General features: G+C 50.4%; 11 protein-coding genes. 6 read left to right on the top strand and 5 right to left on the bottom strand.

Annotation, left to right across the window (positions count from 1 at the left end):
- Positions 1-130: 130 nt before the first annotated feature.
- The 3 genes from NYE74_RS01170 to NYE74_RS01160 all read right to left on the bottom strand — a co-directional run bounded on the left by NYE74_RS01170 (position 131) and on the right by NYE74_RS01160 (position 3705).
- Positions 131-1447, bottom strand: a complete 1317-nt coding sequence (locus tag NYE74_RS01170) for a prolyl oligopeptidase family serine peptidase (RefSeq protein ID WP_278738530.1) — start codon at positions 1445-1447, stop codon at positions 131-133.
- Between the two features lie 108 nt (positions 1448-1555).
- A complete protein-coding gene (locus NYE74_RS01165) occupies positions 1556-2431 on the bottom strand; it encodes an AraC family transcriptional regulator (RefSeq protein WP_278738512.1) in 876 nt (291 codons plus the stop codon).
- A 434-nt stretch (positions 2432-2865) separates the two neighbouring features.
- On the bottom strand, positions 2866-3705 hold the full coding sequence (locus tag NYE74_RS01160) for a hypothetical protein (protein WP_278738510.1): 840 nt from the start codon (positions 3703-3705) through the stop codon (positions 2866-2868).
- Between the two features lie 55 nt (positions 3706-3760).
- Here NYE74_RS01160 and NYE74_RS01155 point away from each other — a divergent pair, with 55 nt between their 5' ends.
- The 4 genes from NYE74_RS01155 to NYE74_RS01140 all read left to right on the top strand — a co-directional run bounded on the left by NYE74_RS01155 (position 3761) and on the right by NYE74_RS01140 (position 8014).
- Positions 3761-4069 carry a hypothetical protein gene (locus NYE74_RS01155; RefSeq protein WP_278738508.1) on the top strand — a complete coding sequence of 103 codons (309 nt, stop codon included), beginning with the start codon at positions 3761-3763 and terminating at the stop codon, positions 4067-4069.
- 430 nt (positions 4070-4499) lie between these two features.
- Positions 4500-6119 (top strand): ABC transporter substrate-binding protein, encoded by a 1620-nt coding sequence (locus NYE74_RS01150; protein ID WP_341004552.1) that lies wholly within the window; start codon positions 4500-4502, stop codon positions 6117-6119.
- Between the two features lie 15 nt (positions 6120-6134).
- A complete protein-coding gene (locus NYE74_RS01145; RefSeq protein ID WP_124333426.1) occupies positions 6135-7046 on the top strand; it encodes an ABC transporter permease in 912 nt (303 codons plus the stop codon).
- A gap of 26 nt (positions 7047-7072) precedes the next feature.
- Positions 7073-8014, top strand: coding sequence for a carbohydrate ABC transporter permease (locus tag NYE74_RS01140; RefSeq protein ID WP_341004551.1), 942 nt, complete (start codon positions 7073-7075; stop codon positions 8012-8014).
- An 871-nt stretch (positions 8015-8885) separates the two neighbouring features.
- Here the strand turns inward: NYE74_RS01140 and NYE74_RS01135 are convergent.
- Together NYE74_RS01135 and NYE74_RS01130 are read right to left on the bottom strand one after the other, a co-directional pair.
- Positions 8886-9575 carry an LrgB family protein gene (locus NYE74_RS01135; RefSeq protein WP_124333418.1) on the bottom strand — a complete coding sequence of 230 codons (690 nt, stop codon included), beginning with the start codon at positions 9573-9575 and terminating at the stop codon, positions 8886-8888.
- Positions 9545-9889 carry a CidA/LrgA family protein gene (locus NYE74_RS01130; RefSeq protein WP_249732527.1) on the bottom strand — a complete coding sequence of 115 codons (345 nt, stop codon included), beginning with the start codon at positions 9887-9889 and terminating at the stop codon, positions 9545-9547. Before NYE74_RS01130 ends, NYE74_RS01135 begins: the two co-directional genes overlap by 31 nt.
- A gap of 566 nt (positions 9890-10455) precedes the next feature.
- Between NYE74_RS01130 and NYE74_RS01125 the strand changes: the two genes are divergently transcribed.
- Together NYE74_RS01125 and NYE74_RS01120 are read left to right on the top strand one after the other, a co-directional pair.
- A complete protein-coding gene (locus tag NYE74_RS01125; protein ID WP_278738497.1) occupies positions 10456-12348 on the top strand; it encodes a beta-glucoside-specific PTS transporter subunit IIABC in 1893 nt (630 codons plus the stop codon).
- Positions 12349-12637: 289 nt separating this feature from the next.
- Positions 12638-14077 (top strand): glycoside hydrolase family 1 protein, encoded by a 1440-nt coding sequence (locus NYE74_RS01120; protein WP_124333415.1) that lies wholly within the window; start codon positions 12638-12640, stop codon positions 14075-14077.
- Positions 14078-14101: the final 24 nt, after the last annotated feature.

The following is a 14101-nucleotide window of genomic DNA, read 5'->3' as shown; positions in this document are numbered from 1 at the left end:
GGAGGGTTCTCGGGGTAGAACCAAAGAGGGAATGGGTATGGGGCGGAACCCCCATACCCATCCATTCCGCGTATCCAACGTATAGGTTTGCACGACAAAGGACTTCGCCGGCGGAGAGGTTTTGTGTTTCTTACTTTTTCTTCTTAGAAGCCAGCCACTCCATTAATGTCGTATTCTTTCCGTTGATTACCTTGGAGACATCGTTGTTATACACATAAATCCAGGACCAGTGACCATTGTATTCATAAGGTGTCCCATCGCTTTTTTTGTACAAACCGGAGGTGTCCGATACATTGTTGAATAAAGACATATGGACATCTTTTGCCCCGGCGTTCACCAAGCGGCTATACGTTGAAACCGTGTAGTCGATGGGGGGAACGACGGTATCCGTCTTGGCGGCGATAAACCAGATCGGCAAATCCTTCATCTCTTTGATTTGTTTGTCGGTAATCAGACTGTCTTTTAAGGCTTCGCACGCCACAAACGCCGCCGCAAAATAGTCTTTATAATCGCGGATCATCAACATGGTCATATAACCGCCGTTGGAATCTCCGCCAATGTAAATCCGCTTGGGATCAATATCCTTGTTTTTGGCAACATAGTCGCGAATCAAGGACATCAAGGCTTTTTCATATTTGGAGGTTCCGTCCCCAAAGCCGTTAAAACCATCCATCCAGTAGGTTGGTGTCTGCGGAGCTAACACATATGCCCCGCCAAAATAGGATTGAATGTCCTTGGAAGCAAAATTCACCGCTTTGTTTCCGGTGATGGCAATCGTCGGGTCGGTGCCCCCTTCGCCCATGCCGTGCAGCCAAATCACCAGCGGATTTTTCTTTTTGTCTTTTGCCGGCGTATAGTCCGCATACGTTAACGTAACTCCTTCATAAGCGGCTTTCCCCGTGTTAAACTCATCCACCAGCTCTCTGATTTCTCCTGCGGAGTTGTCGATAACCAGGCCGGAAATCACCCCGGATTCGGTGGTAATATCCTTTTGCTGGGTAACGGTGTATTTGTTGTCATTCCATACGCCTACATCCACATAATTCATGGCAGGGCTTAATTTTATTTCCGGACCGATCTCCATTTCCAGGACCGCATATCTTCCGGTTTCTTTGGCGGGATTGCCGTTTTGATCCGCCACATAGGCCTTGGTTACCTTCCGGTCGCCTTCCGCAATCAAAGGATCGTCCAACCGGCTGTCGCTTCTTTTTACATGTACCGTAAATGTCTCCTTGGTTACTGCGTTTTTAGGTATTGGTTGCCCCAGATCAACAATGAGTTTTGTAATTTGCGCGCCAAAATCCTCGACCTCTACAACCGTCCGATAAGAGGGGGCGGCAGCGCTTGTTTCCTTGGCCCACGCCCCCGAGCTGAAGGCAAGGGTTGTCGTGACGGCCAGCGCCAGCAATGCCGTTGTTTTGGCCGCTTTTCTGAAGCTTGTTATCATCATGATACCTCCCACACTGATAATTAAAACGCTTACATATTATTCTAATGATTCATTTCATCTCCTGCCTGTCATTTATTAACCAATTTGGGGTCATTTACTGACGTCTTACTTCGCGTGTGTTTTGTTCTCTTTTCGATATTGATGCGGTGTGGTTTGAAAAACCTGCCTAAACACTCGGGTAAAAGATTTCTCATTCGGAAACCCGTGATGAAGCGCAATTTGGATGACAGGCTGATCCGTGCTCATCAAATCACGAAATGCTCGCTCCAAACGGATGGCATTAATGTATTGAAACAAGGTCACCCCCGTATGCTTGACAAAAAAACGGGCCAAATACTCGGAGGATAATCCGAGAACCTCGGCAATTGCATTTAGAGACAAGTTCTGGTCATAGTTGGCTTTAATATAACCCATGATTAACGACAGCCGCTCCGAATATTTGCGAGAATCTATAACCGGAACAAACGCATTGGTTTTTTTAAAATACTTGAATAAAACATATAGAAGCTTGTAGGATAAGGCAGTTAAATGAATAGGGGCAAAAAGGTCTTGATCCCGGTTCAGGTACGCCGCCACTAAGTCGTTCAGCAATTCGCGCAGCTCGGCAAAATGCCGCAAACGCTGTTCATTCGCTTCCCAAATAGATATACAATCAAATGAAATCAAGCCATTGCCGGGATCATTTTCTTTGATAAATTCATAAGGAATCAGCACCGTAACCGCTTTTCTCTCCTCTCCCTCCGCTTTGCTCAAGGAAAAGGAATGAATGGCATTGGAATTGATCAGCACAATGTCCCCCGCTTGGGAGCGATAATTAGCGCCATCAACATAAATATGGTCAATCATACCCGACAACACATAGGAGATCTCTACGCTATCGTGCCAATGAGCCGAAATGTTTGCCGGTTCATTCGAAGAATGGACGATGATTTTTAACGGAAATGATGTATCCGTCTGCACCAGTTCGTATTTATATTCCATAAGTTCCCCCCTAGTTCGTCGATGGGCCGGACACAAAAAAACCTAAGAAAAATAATATGTCGATGCCAACATATCATTTTCTTAGGTTTTGCCTGTCGATCAGTAACAACCCTAAGTAAGATTAAATCGAGTATAAAACAGTTGGAATATCATGTCAACGCTTTCATTGAGGGCGGAACAAGCGGGGCCGAAGATATTTCTATTCACTGCTCTGCAGTTTTTGAAAATCTGCAAATCAGGCCACTTGAAGATTAGAAGGGCTTTTTTTACCTGTTTCATGGACTCGAGTGTATAAAATCGTAAAGAGAAAGAGCCGACACTCCAATGTCGGCTTAGTAATAAAATAGTTATCATATTTCACTTACTTAAGGAAGTATAAAGTTATGGGGGCCCGAAGCTTTTACTCGGCCTTATAAATATTATATTTTTTGGAACTATTTCCAAGATAAATCTACGCTTGCGTCATCGTTTGATCCTGCCTTAGGAGTAAATGTTACACTAAGTGGCCCCCAAGCTACTGATACAGAATAATTTCCCCAGGTGTTATTTTTGGCTTGTATATATTTAGCAACTACTCTATTAACTGCACTGGAACTTTTCTTTTTCATAGTTAATTTAACTGTGCCCTTATATTTTGAGAACCAAGTTGAAGCAAAATCGCCTGAAAAATCCCACGAAGCTCCATATAATGAGTAACCTGAAGGATTACCACTATTGCCCACTCCAGAGCTGGTTACACTACTCCATCTAGAGCCATTAGCATATGTTTCCCATCTTTGTATAGCTCCTGCGTATCTCCCGGATTGGATTTCCCAACCTTCTGGGACAGCAATAGCTATACTATCCTTTTGAATACCCGTTGGACTGTCCGCAGGGGGATTTTTCCACTCAAAAGAAGCATAAATTTCATCCATGGCTACTCCATTAATACTTACAGAAAAATGTTGGATTCCAAGGGTTAAATCCGCAGATGAAATACTATACGGTGATACACGTGAATCAGTACTTAAAAGTTCAAGTTCTCCTGTTGTAGCATTCACCCTATACGCACTTTGAGATGAACCTTTGTACTTTAGATCCTCACCGGATTCTGTAACAATTAGTGATTTTTGATTAAAATCTAAAGAATTCAACACATCCTGAGGCATACCTGAATCTAATAGAATCTGATTTAACTCGGCTTCTGAATACTTACTATCTTCAGCAAAAGTCAACCCAGAGAAAGCTAAAGAACAAACCAACATAACAACTAGTGTTTTAAACGTTTTTTTCATTCTTCACCTCCATCTTCTATTTTATTTATAATAAGACAGAAAGGAGCTTGATGTTATGTATAAAAAGAGGGTACCTTTTCTGTTTATTATCGCATTAATAATATTTTTAACAGGCTGCTCTACTTCTAAAAGTAGTGTTACTTCATACATCAAAATCTTAGAAAAAGAGTCATCCAAGAATAATTACTGGATTATTGCTGTTAATCCATACGATTCACGATCCAAGGAAATCTCTATTCTAATTAAAGATAAAAACACTTGGAATTTACTTTTGCTTAATAAAATTTACTTCGCCACTTATGAATCTATTTATTCTAATTCTACAAAATTTAACCTTAAAGAGATTGATTATCCAGATGAATAAATTATATCATAATTTACAATTATTTTCCATAATTGTTATTGTCTAAATTGTTAACAATGACGAAAGTGACTGAGTTCCTAATGGCTGCTCGAACGGATCAGGCCATCGAGTACCAAAAAAGCTGATTCTCGAACCGCAGATAACCGTAAGATGACGGGCACCTGCGGTTTTTGCTTTGTTCGAAGACACAGTTTTTGAAAATCCACAAAATTTGAATTCCGCATATAAAGACGGAAAGATGATCCCCAATCCGCTATAAAATTAAGCGTTTTCAAAAATTGAATACCGCGCCAAAACTGCCCGTTTACGCCGGCCTAAGCCTCCCTTTAAAGTCAATAGTACCTGGTTCGGCCAGGCAAAGCTGCGGCAGCGGTCCGCAGGATGGCGCCAGCATTGACGGTGTCCAAATCAAACGTATGGAGGTATGGAAATGCGCAAAAAGGTAACCGTTTTCACGTCGCTCGTCTTGATCACAGCCATACTGCTGACAGGGTGCGGTTCAGGGGGGAACAGCGGGGAAACCGCGAATGCGCCGGGGGCCGGAGAACCGTCGGGAGAAAAGGTAAAGCTGACGGCGATTATGACGAAGCATCCGCTGACCAAGCCGCTGGCGGAAATGGAGTGGCTGCAGCAGGCGGAGGAGGCCGCCGGCGTGGACATCGAGTGGCAGGAGATCACCTCCGATTGGGGGCAGAAAAAAGGCACGATGCTGGCGAGCGGGGATATCCCGGATTTGTTTATCGGGCCTAACGTCATCACGGATGCGGACTTCGCCCAGTTCCAGGGATTGTTCCAGGACCTGTCGGCGATGCTCGATCAAGCCCCGAACGTACAGGCTATGTTCACCGACAAACCGGAGACGAAGCTGATCGCCACTCAGCCGGACGGCAAAATTTACGGCCTCCCGAAATATCAGCGGTTCTGGCCGGCGGCCTCGGCCCGGCAGTACATTAACAAGCAATGGCTGGATGAGCTTGGCCTTGACATGCCGACGACCTGGGATGAGCTGTACGACGTGCTTATGGCGTTTAAGGAGAAGGACGCTAACGGCAACGGCGACCCGAACGATGAAATCCCGATGGACTGGCCGGGCGGCATCGGCGGCTATTTTAACCCGGCGGTACTGATGGGCAGTATGGGCGTCACCTTATCGGACGGGAACGCGGAAGGCTATTTCGTCGAAGACGGCCAAGTGAAGAACTTCCTGATCGACGAGCGCTACAAAACGATGGTCGCTTTTCTCGGCAAGCTGTACAAGGCCGGGGTGATCAATAAGGAAGTGTTTACCCACGACTATACGAAATTTCAATCGACCGCCCGCGGGGAAGGCGATACGGCAAAGGTCGGCTTCACCTGGGGCTGGGTGGCGTCGGACCGGTTCGGGGAGCAACTCGCTCCGCAATATGCGTCCATGCCGCCGCTGAAGGTGTCCGCCGATTATACGGGCAAGCTGGCCTGGACCTATGATTATTATAACTTGAACTATGGCGTGAACCATATCGTCATGTCGGCGAAGAGCAAAAACAAAGAGGCGGCCATGCGCTTCATCGACGAGCTGTACGACCCGAAGGTGGGCATGCAGGTGCTGTTCGGCTCGCTTGGCCCCAACATTAAGGACAACGGGGACGGCTCCTACAGCGTACTTCCGCCGGCGGACCCGAAAATGGACCCGGGCACGTGGAAATGGACGTCGACGATGGCGGACCACGGTGCTTTTTATATCTCCGACGACCTTCAGCTCACGCTGGGCAAAGACATGCAGGAAGTAATCGGACAATCCAAACCTTTGGAGGAAGCGCTGCAGGCGGACCTGGCGAACGATATTTTTCCGGCGATGTTTATTAAGTACTCCACCATGGACAACAACACGCTTAGCCTGAACAACACGAACATTATGAACCTGGCCAATTCCAGCTTTGCCAAGTGGGTCACCAAGGGCGGCGTCGAGGCGGAATGGGACGCTTACGTCAAAGAGGCCGAAAAGGCCGGGATCACGAGAAACCTGGAAATCATGCAAAAATACTATGACGAATACAAAAGCAAGCAGTAAGGAGGCGGGAGACACATGCAGGCTCGCAAGGGACTTCAGGCCATCGTACGCGACTATCAATTGTGGATTATGATCCTGCCGGCGATCATCGTGATTCTGATTTTCAACTATATTCCGATGTACGGGATTCAGCTCGCTTTCCGCGATTACGACTTCAGCAAAGGGCTGACCGGGGGCACGTGGCGGGGGCTGGCGTATTTTCAGCAGTTCATCGACAGCTATCTGTTCACCGACCTCATGCGGAACACGTTTTTGATCAGCCTGGCGAGCATTGTGCTCGGCTTTCCGGCGCCGATTGTGCTGGCGTTAATTCTTAATCAGATCCGGCGCAAAAAAATGAAGCAGCTGATGCAAACGACGGTGTATCTGCCGCATTTTATCTCGGTCATCGTGCTGGTCGGCATGCTCAACGTGCTGCTGTCCCCGGAAACCGGGGTCGTCGGCCATTTGCTGAAATCGCTGGGGCTTGGGCACATCAATCTGCTGGCTTCCACCTCCACCTTTATTCCGGTGTATGTGCTTTCGGATATTTGGCAGCACTGCGGCTGGAACAGCATCATTTATCTGGCCGCTTTGTCGACGGTGGACCCCCAGCTTTACGACGCCGCCAAAATCGACGGCGCCAGCCGCTGGCAGACGATCCGGTACGTCGATTTCCCGGCGCTCGTGCCGACGATCATCATTTTGTTCATTCTCAGCATGGGGAACATCCTCAGCACGGGGTTCGAGAAAATTTTCCTGATGCAAAATTCGCTCAATCTTCCGGTTTCCGAAGTCATTGCCACCTATGTGTACAAAATCGGGATCGTCTCCAATCAGTTCAGCTTGGCCTCGGCAATCGGTTTGTTTAATACGGTCATCAACTTCGTGTTCCTGTATGCCATGAACGCCATCTCGAAAAAAGCGTCGCAAACGAGCCTATTCTAAATAGCTTACGGAAGGAGGGAACGGACATGGGGCAAACCGGAACGCGAATGGGGAAAAAGGAGCTTGTGCCTGGAGCTGCCGCCACGCGGCTGGACGGCAAGGAGCTGGCGTTTAAAGCAGCTTTGGCGCTGGTGTGTGCAGTCATTTTTCTGCTGATCGTTTATCCGCTGTATTTTATCGTGATCGCTTCGTTCAGCGACTCCACGCTCGTTTCCACGGGGAAGGTGCTGTTTTATCCGAAAAACGTCAGCTTGTTCGGGTATCAAGAGATTTTCAAGGACGCGCGGATCTGGACCGGTTACCGCAACACGGTGTTTTACACCTTGTTTGGCACCCTGGTCAACCTAGTGTTTACGCTGCCGGCCGCTTACGTGCTGTCCCGGCGGGAATTTCGTCCGAGACGGGGGATCATGTTCCTGTTTGTGGTGACGATGTTTTTTAACGGGGGACTGATTCCGACTTACCTGCTGATGAAGGACCTGCACTTGACCAATACGATCTGGGTGTTTATCCTTCCGTTTTGCGTCAACGTGTTCTATCTGATCATCGCCCGCACATTTTTTGAAACGTCGCTGCCGCAGGAGCTGCACGAGGCGGCGGTGATGGACGGCTGCTCGCATTTCACCTTCTTCGTGAAGGTGGCATTGCCGCTGTCGAAGGCACTGGTCTCCGTGATCGGCCTCTACTATCTGGTCGGGCACTGGAACGACTTTTTCACCGCGCTGATCTACATTCGTGACAACGACCTGCAGCCGCTGCAGATCGTGCTGCGCGACATCCTGCTGTCCAACCAGGTGTTTGCCAGCGGGGCCGGCACCGGCGGCGACGCCGGCGGTTACGCCCAGCGTTATGCCGACCAGATCAAATACGGCGTCATCATCGTGTCCACCCTGCCGATCCTGATCATCTATCCGTTTATCCAGAAATATTTCGAGAAAGGCGTGATGATCGGATCGATCAAGGGGTGAAGGTGTAGAAAAACTACCGCTATTCTATAGAACAACCTTGAAATCGGCGCGTGATAATCGGCTGTTGGAACAACTACAGCTAGAACTGCCGGTCGGCAGGCAGTCAGCAGGCAGTCGGCAGGCCCAGCGGCATCGACGTCAGCAAGCCGCCAGTAGGCCCAGCGGCAGCGCCTCCAGTAAGCCGCCAGTAGACCCGTCGGCAGCGCCTCCAGCAAGCTGCCAGCAGGCCCATGGCAGGCCGCCAGCCTACAAAGTAGCGGCACTTTATGTACTTATTTTCCGGATCCAGAGATGTTCATCTCCATTAGCGACATTTTATGTACTTATTTCTCTATGAATGGTCTGGAACGCGGAGATTTCCTTGCGGCGGGGGGAAATAACGACATAAATTGCTTCTATTTCTCTCAAATGAACGGATATCGCTGGAATAACGGCATTTTTTTCCTTTATTTTAACGAGTTTGCTACCAGTGATCGATCTGTCCGGAACATTTCTCAGCTAACGGTTGCCACTGCGCTTATTTTGCCGAAAAAGCAGAGGCTTCATATCTAACGGTTGTGATCGCGCTTATTTGGGCGGAACAGCCCCTTTCCCGACAAAAAAAGGCAAATAAGCTCACCGGCAACCGTTACATTTTGCAGAACCCCGTTTTTGCCCAATTAGCGGCGCTGACAACCGTTAGATTTTCCCGTTCCTCCTATCGTCGCCTCTTCCAAGTAGCGGATCGGTTTTGCGCTATACAAACTTCCGGCCGTACTAGCCGGTCCGTCAAGGTTTCCGGCAATTTGCTTTGCGTCTGGGCGGCGGCGACAACGCCAATTTGCTGATTAAGTTACTTTTGCGATGATTGGCGGTTCCGCCCGCCCCCCCTTCACAACATCAGCCACACAACCACCGGTGCCAGCACGGAGCCGCATACGGCGCTTAGGGTCAGGGCCACCGTGCTAGTTGACACGACGACCGGGCCGAATTCCGCGGCTTTGCTCGTTCCGAGCGCATGGGAAGCGGCGCCGAAGCCGATCCCCCGCCCGATGTCGCTGGTGATTCCGAAGCATTTGAAGATGATGGGCCCTAGCACAACACCGGTAATTCCGGCAATCATCACAAAAGCGGAGGTAATCGGCGCATTGCCCCCCAAGCTTGCGGAGATTTCCATCGCTACCGGTGTTGTAATCGATTTGGGCAGAAGCGAGATAAGCAGTTCCCGGGGATACCCCAGCCATAAAGCAAACCAGATTCCGCTGATCATCCCGGCGGCAATGCCGACGACCGCGCCGGCGAGCACCGCCTTCCATTCTTTAAGCAGTGCGTCAAGCTGCTTGTACATCGGATAGGCGAGCGCCACTACGGCGGGGCCGAGGCAGTACTGCAGCCACTGTCCGCCCCTCATGAACGTTTCATAGGAAGTTCCCGTCCACATCAATAAGGCGATCACAAGCGCCGAACAGGTCAAAGTCGGGACGAGGATAGCCCATTTCAGCCGGCGATACAGAGCGCTCATCAGCAGGAACAGCAGGACAATTCCCAAGGCTACGCTTGCTTCGAGAAAGATTTCGCGCATGAAGCCGCCTCCTTGTTCTTCGCTGTGAGCCTGCCCGCCATCTGTGCAACCGCTCCGGCCAGGATCATGGTCAGCAGCGTGCTGAGCACGACAATCGCAATCAGCCATTGTCCGCCTCTGGTGAACACGTGAAAATAATCCATGACACCGACCGTCGCCGGCACCAGGAATAAGGGAATGTATTTTTGCATAAAAGTGGCTCCATGTTCCAGCCATCCGGCGGGAACGATCCGCAGCTTCAGTGCCAGAAACAGCAGTACAAGTCCGAATATACTTCCGGGAATCGGGGCCTTGCTGAGCGTCTGAAGCAGCACTCCCGCACCGTAAAATGCAGTGAGTACGGCAATTTGCAAGAAGAAGTGAATGATTTTCATAGTGTTGTGAAGAGGTAAACTCTCTATCGTTGCGCCTCCTTGAAGTCTAAAAATGCGTGTTCAAAAAGTCAGGTTTTCAGCACCGAGAAGGTTGAATGAAGCTAGGGACTGAGGAGCGGAGCGTACGTTTTGGGTACGTGAGCACCGGAAGGCCCGGCTGAATTCAAGATTCGATGTCGAATCCACTTCATGACCTGCTTCGTGATCAAAAGATGACTTTTTGAACAACCCCTAAAATGTAAGGCTATCTTATCCCAATCTATGACGATCTTACAAGAGGCGAAAAAGAGAACAAAAAAGAAAGCGTTGACATAAAAAAAGTTCTATGCTACCTTGATGATGCAACAACTTAACCGAATACGGGATTGTTACTGGTGATGCAGGCAAGACCTAAATTGTAGAGCTTGGGATACGTACGTGTATTCCTGGAACTCTTACGATTTAGGTCTTTTTGTGTTTTCCGGGGAACTCCTAAAGACAACAATGAATGTTAAGGGGGATGAACGATGGGCAAGTTTACAGAGCTCTCCGACCGCATCGTGGAGCATGTGGGCGGGGAGAAGAACGTTACTGAGCTGTATCATTGCATGACGCGGCTGCGTTTCAAGCTGAAGGATTTCGGCAAGGCGGACAAGCAGCAGTTGGAGCGGCTGGATGGAGTCATTACGGTGGTTCAAGGGAACGGACAGCTTCAGGTCGTGATTGGAAATGATGTGAATACCGTTTACAAAGAGATTATCGCGAACCATGACATCAAGCCGGCGGGAGAAGCCAAAGAGGATGTCAAAAGCGAAAAAACAGGCAACCTCATCACCCGCTTCTTCAACACGATGTCCGGCATCATGACACCGATCGTACCCGCCTTGGCCGGCGCGGGAATGCTGAAAGCGGTGCTTGTCATTCTCAGCACGACCTTGGGGATCTTGGCGCAGGACAGCAGCACTTACAAAATTTTGGCCGCCGCCGGCAACAGTGTGTTTTATTTCCTGCCTTTGCTGCTGGCGATTTCCACGGCCCGCTACTTCGGGGCAAACATGTTTGTGTCCCTGACCATAATGGGCGCATTGCTGGAGCCGAATTTTACCGGACTTATGGAGAACATCGGGGATGTCACCCGCTTCCTCAACATTCCGGTGGTATTGATGTCCTACACCGGCACGTTGATTCCGGCCATGCTGACGATCTGGGTCTACTCCCATATGGAACGGTATCTGAAAAAAATCATCCCGGCCAACATCCAAATGTTTGCCGTACCGTTAGTGTCGCTGCTCATCATGGTGCCATTGGCCGCCGCTGCGATCGGGCCTGTAGGCGTCTATCTGGGGAATGGCATTGCTTCCGGTATTAACTATCTGAGCAGCTCCAGCGGACTGGTCATGGGCGCCCTGATCGGAGGCGGCTGGACGCTCCTTGTGATGTTCGGCCTGCATTGGGGAATTGTCCCGGCCATGCTGAACAATCTCAGCCTCCACGGCTTCGATACGATCAAGCCGCCGTCCGCTGCAGCCACCTTCGCTTCTTCCGGTGCAGCGTTGGGAGTATTCCTCAAGGCCAAGGACAAGAAGCTGAAGGCGTACGCCCTGTCGGCGCTGATGCCGTCGATCCTGGCCGGGGTAACGGAACCGATCGTTTACGGAATCTCCGTCAAGCTCAAGCGGCCTTTGATCGCGCAAATCATCGGCGGCGTCATCGGCGGAGCGATCATCGGCGCGTTCCATACGACCGTATTGGCCTATGTTTTCCCGGCGGTGACCACGCTGCCCGCCTTTGCGACGGATACCTTCGTGTATTTCCTGATCGGCATTACGGTTTCTTTTGTCATTACGGCGGTGCTGACTTACATTTTGGGCTTTGAAGAGCAGATTGATGAAGACAAGTCCAAGAGCCCGGCGGCGGCTGGAGAAAGCAAAAATAGCCCAAGCCCGGCGGTGCAGGCGGCAGCAGGCGATGTGTCCGGCGTATCCGCACCGGTCAGCGGCCAAATCATCCCGCTTCAGGAGGTGTCCGATCAGGTCTTCTCGTCCGGAGCGATGGGAGACGGGGTAGCCATCCTCCCCCAGGAAGGCAAAATTTACGCCCCGGTATCCGGCACCATCACCTTGATCGCCAAGAGTAAGCATGCGATCGGCATCACGGCGGAAGATGGCTTTGAGCTGCTGATCCATGTAGGGTTAAACACCGTGAAATTAAAAGGAGCGCCATTCGAGGTAAAAGTCGCCGAAAATCAGCAGGTCCGCGAAGGCGATTTGCTGCTGGAATTCGATCCTGAAGCGATCCGGGAAGCGGGCTTGGAATTGACCACGCCGATCATTATCACGAATATGAACACATTTAATACCGTCGAGGTTACCGCCAAGCGGCAAGTGCTGTACCGCGAGCCGCTGCTGGAGCTTCGTTAAGATGCTTCTGGTGCATGTTTCCTGCGGAAATATTTTAATTGCTCATGTACTCCGGCAAGCTAACGGACATCAGAAACGCTATTGACCCGCTTTTGGACAGTTTCCAATTCTAACGGACCGAGGAGACCTTATTTCGGTCAAAAGCGACGAAATGGCCGCCATGAGAGCCCGATAAGGTCTCTGGAGTCCGTTACAGCGGGAAATAGCCGGAAAATGGGCAAATAAGGTCATTATGGTCCGTTACGTTCTGTCGCTCTACGGACAAATTTACTCTAAGGAGGTTCAACATATGGAACATCGCAGCAAAGCGCCGTTTCCTTCCGGCTTTTTATGGGGCTCGGCATCGGCGGCTTACCAGGTTGAAGGAGCCTGGGATGCCGACGGCAAAGGGCCTTCCGTATGGGATGTTTTTACGAAACAGGAAGGGACCACGTTCAAGGGCTCGAACGGTGATGTCGCCGTCGATCACTATCATCGCTACAAGGAAGATATTGCGCTGATGGCCGAGCAGGGCTTAAAAGCGTACCGCTTCTCCGTCGCCTGGAGCCGTATTTATCCGGCGGGACGGGGGGAAGCCAACGAACGGGGGCTGGCTTTTTACGACGGCCTGATTAATGAACTGATTGCGCACGGGATTGAGCCGGTTCTGACCTTGTATCATTGGGACCTGCCCCAGGCGCTGATGGATGAATACGGCGGCTGGGAATCGCGGCGGATGATCGAGGATTTTAACAACTATGCCGTCACTCTTTTCAAGCGCTACGGGGACCGGGTGAAGTACTGGGTGTCGCTCAATGAACAAAATTATTTTGTCAGCTACGGATATGAGACCGGGCTGCATCCTCCGGGTGTGCGGGACCGTAAACGCATGTACGAAGTGAATCATATTGCCAATCTGGCGAATGCCACCGTGATTCGTTCGTTCCGTGAGATCGTGCCGGGCGGGCTGATCGGCCCCAGCTTTGCTTACAAGCCTTACTATCCGGTTAATTCCGATCCGGCGAACATTTTGGCTTACGAAAACAGCGAGGAACTGAACAATTACTTCTGGATGGACATCTACGCGTGGGGACGCTACCCGGCCGCCGCCTGGGCGTACCTGGAGGATAATGGACTCGCTCCGACGATTCACGATGGCGACTTCGAGCTGCTGGCCTCGGCCAAGCCCGATTTCATGGGCGTCAATTATTATCGGACCACGACGGTCGAGCAGTACGGACTTCAGCAGCGGTTGGAGCTTGGGCACAAAAATACGACCGGGGCAAAAGGTTCCACCAAGCCTACCGGCATCCCGGGCATGTACAAAACCACCGCCAATCCCTACGTGGAGACCACCAATTGGGACTGGGATATCGATCCCCAGGGGCTGCGGGTAGGTTTGCGTAGAATCACGAGCCGCTATCGGCTGCCGGTTTTTATTACCGAAAACGGCCTTGGTGAATTCGACAAACTGGAACCGGGAGATATCATTCATGACGATTACCGCATCGATTATCTCCGCCGCCATATTTCCGCGATTCAGGATGCGATTACGGACGGAGTGGAGGTTATCGGCTACTGCTCCTGGTCATTCACGGACCTGCTGAGCTGGCTGAACGGGTATCAGAAGCGTTACGGCTTTGTATACGTGGACCGGGACGAGACGGATGCCAAGGAGCTGCGCCGCATTAAGAAGAAAAGCTTCGATTGGTACAAACAGGTCATCGCAAGCCATGGTGAACAGCTGTAGGTGAACCTTACCACTCAAACTGAA

It is taken from the genome of Paenibacillus sp. FSL P4-0127, assembly GCF_038007325.1.
Lineage (GTDB): Bacteria > Bacillota > Bacilli > Paenibacillales > Paenibacillaceae > Fontibacillus > Fontibacillus macerans.
Note: the sequence above shows the minus strand (reverse complement) of the source record. Positions and strands in the feature narration are given on the sequence as shown.

What these genes read in the sequence shown, in the direction of transcription:
- NYE74_RS01170 (WP_278738530.1), bottom strand. Translation starts at nt 1,447, where the DNA reads ATGATAACAAGCTTCAGAAAAGCGGCCAAAACAACGGCATTGCTGGCG.
- NYE74_RS01165 (WP_278738512.1), bottom strand. Translation starts at nt 2,431, where the DNA reads ATGGAATATAAATACGAACTGGTGCAGACGGATACATCATTTCCGTTA.
- NYE74_RS01155 (WP_278738508.1), top strand. Translation starts at nt 3,761, where the DNA reads ATGTATAAAAAGAGGGTACCTTTTCTGTTTATTATCGCATTAATAATA.
- NYE74_RS01135 (WP_124333418.1), bottom strand. Translation starts at nt 9,575, where the DNA reads ATGCGCGAAATCTTTCTCGAAGCAAGCGTAGCCTTGGGAATTGTCCTG.
- NYE74_RS01125 (WP_278738497.1), top strand. Translation starts at nt 10,456, where the DNA reads ATGGGCAAGTTTACAGAGCTCTCCGACCGCATCGTGGAGCATGTGGGC.
- NYE74_RS01140 (WP_341004551.1), top strand. Translation starts at nt 7,073, where the DNA reads ATGGGGCAAACCGGAACGCGAATGGGGAAAAAGGAGCTTGTGCCTGGA.
- NYE74_RS01160 (WP_278738510.1), bottom strand. Translation starts at nt 3,705, where the DNA reads ATGAAAAAAACGTTTAAAACACTAGTTGTTATGTTGGTTTGTTCTTTA.
- NYE74_RS01150 (WP_341004552.1), top strand. Translation starts at nt 4,500, where the DNA reads ATGCGCAAAAAGGTAACCGTTTTCACGTCGCTCGTCTTGATCACAGCC.
- NYE74_RS01145 (WP_124333426.1), top strand. Translation starts at nt 6,135, where the DNA reads ATGCAGGCTCGCAAGGGACTTCAGGCCATCGTACGCGACTATCAATTG.
- NYE74_RS01120 (WP_124333415.1), top strand. Translation starts at nt 12,638, where the DNA reads ATGGAACATCGCAGCAAAGCGCCGTTTCCTTCCGGCTTTTTATGGGGC.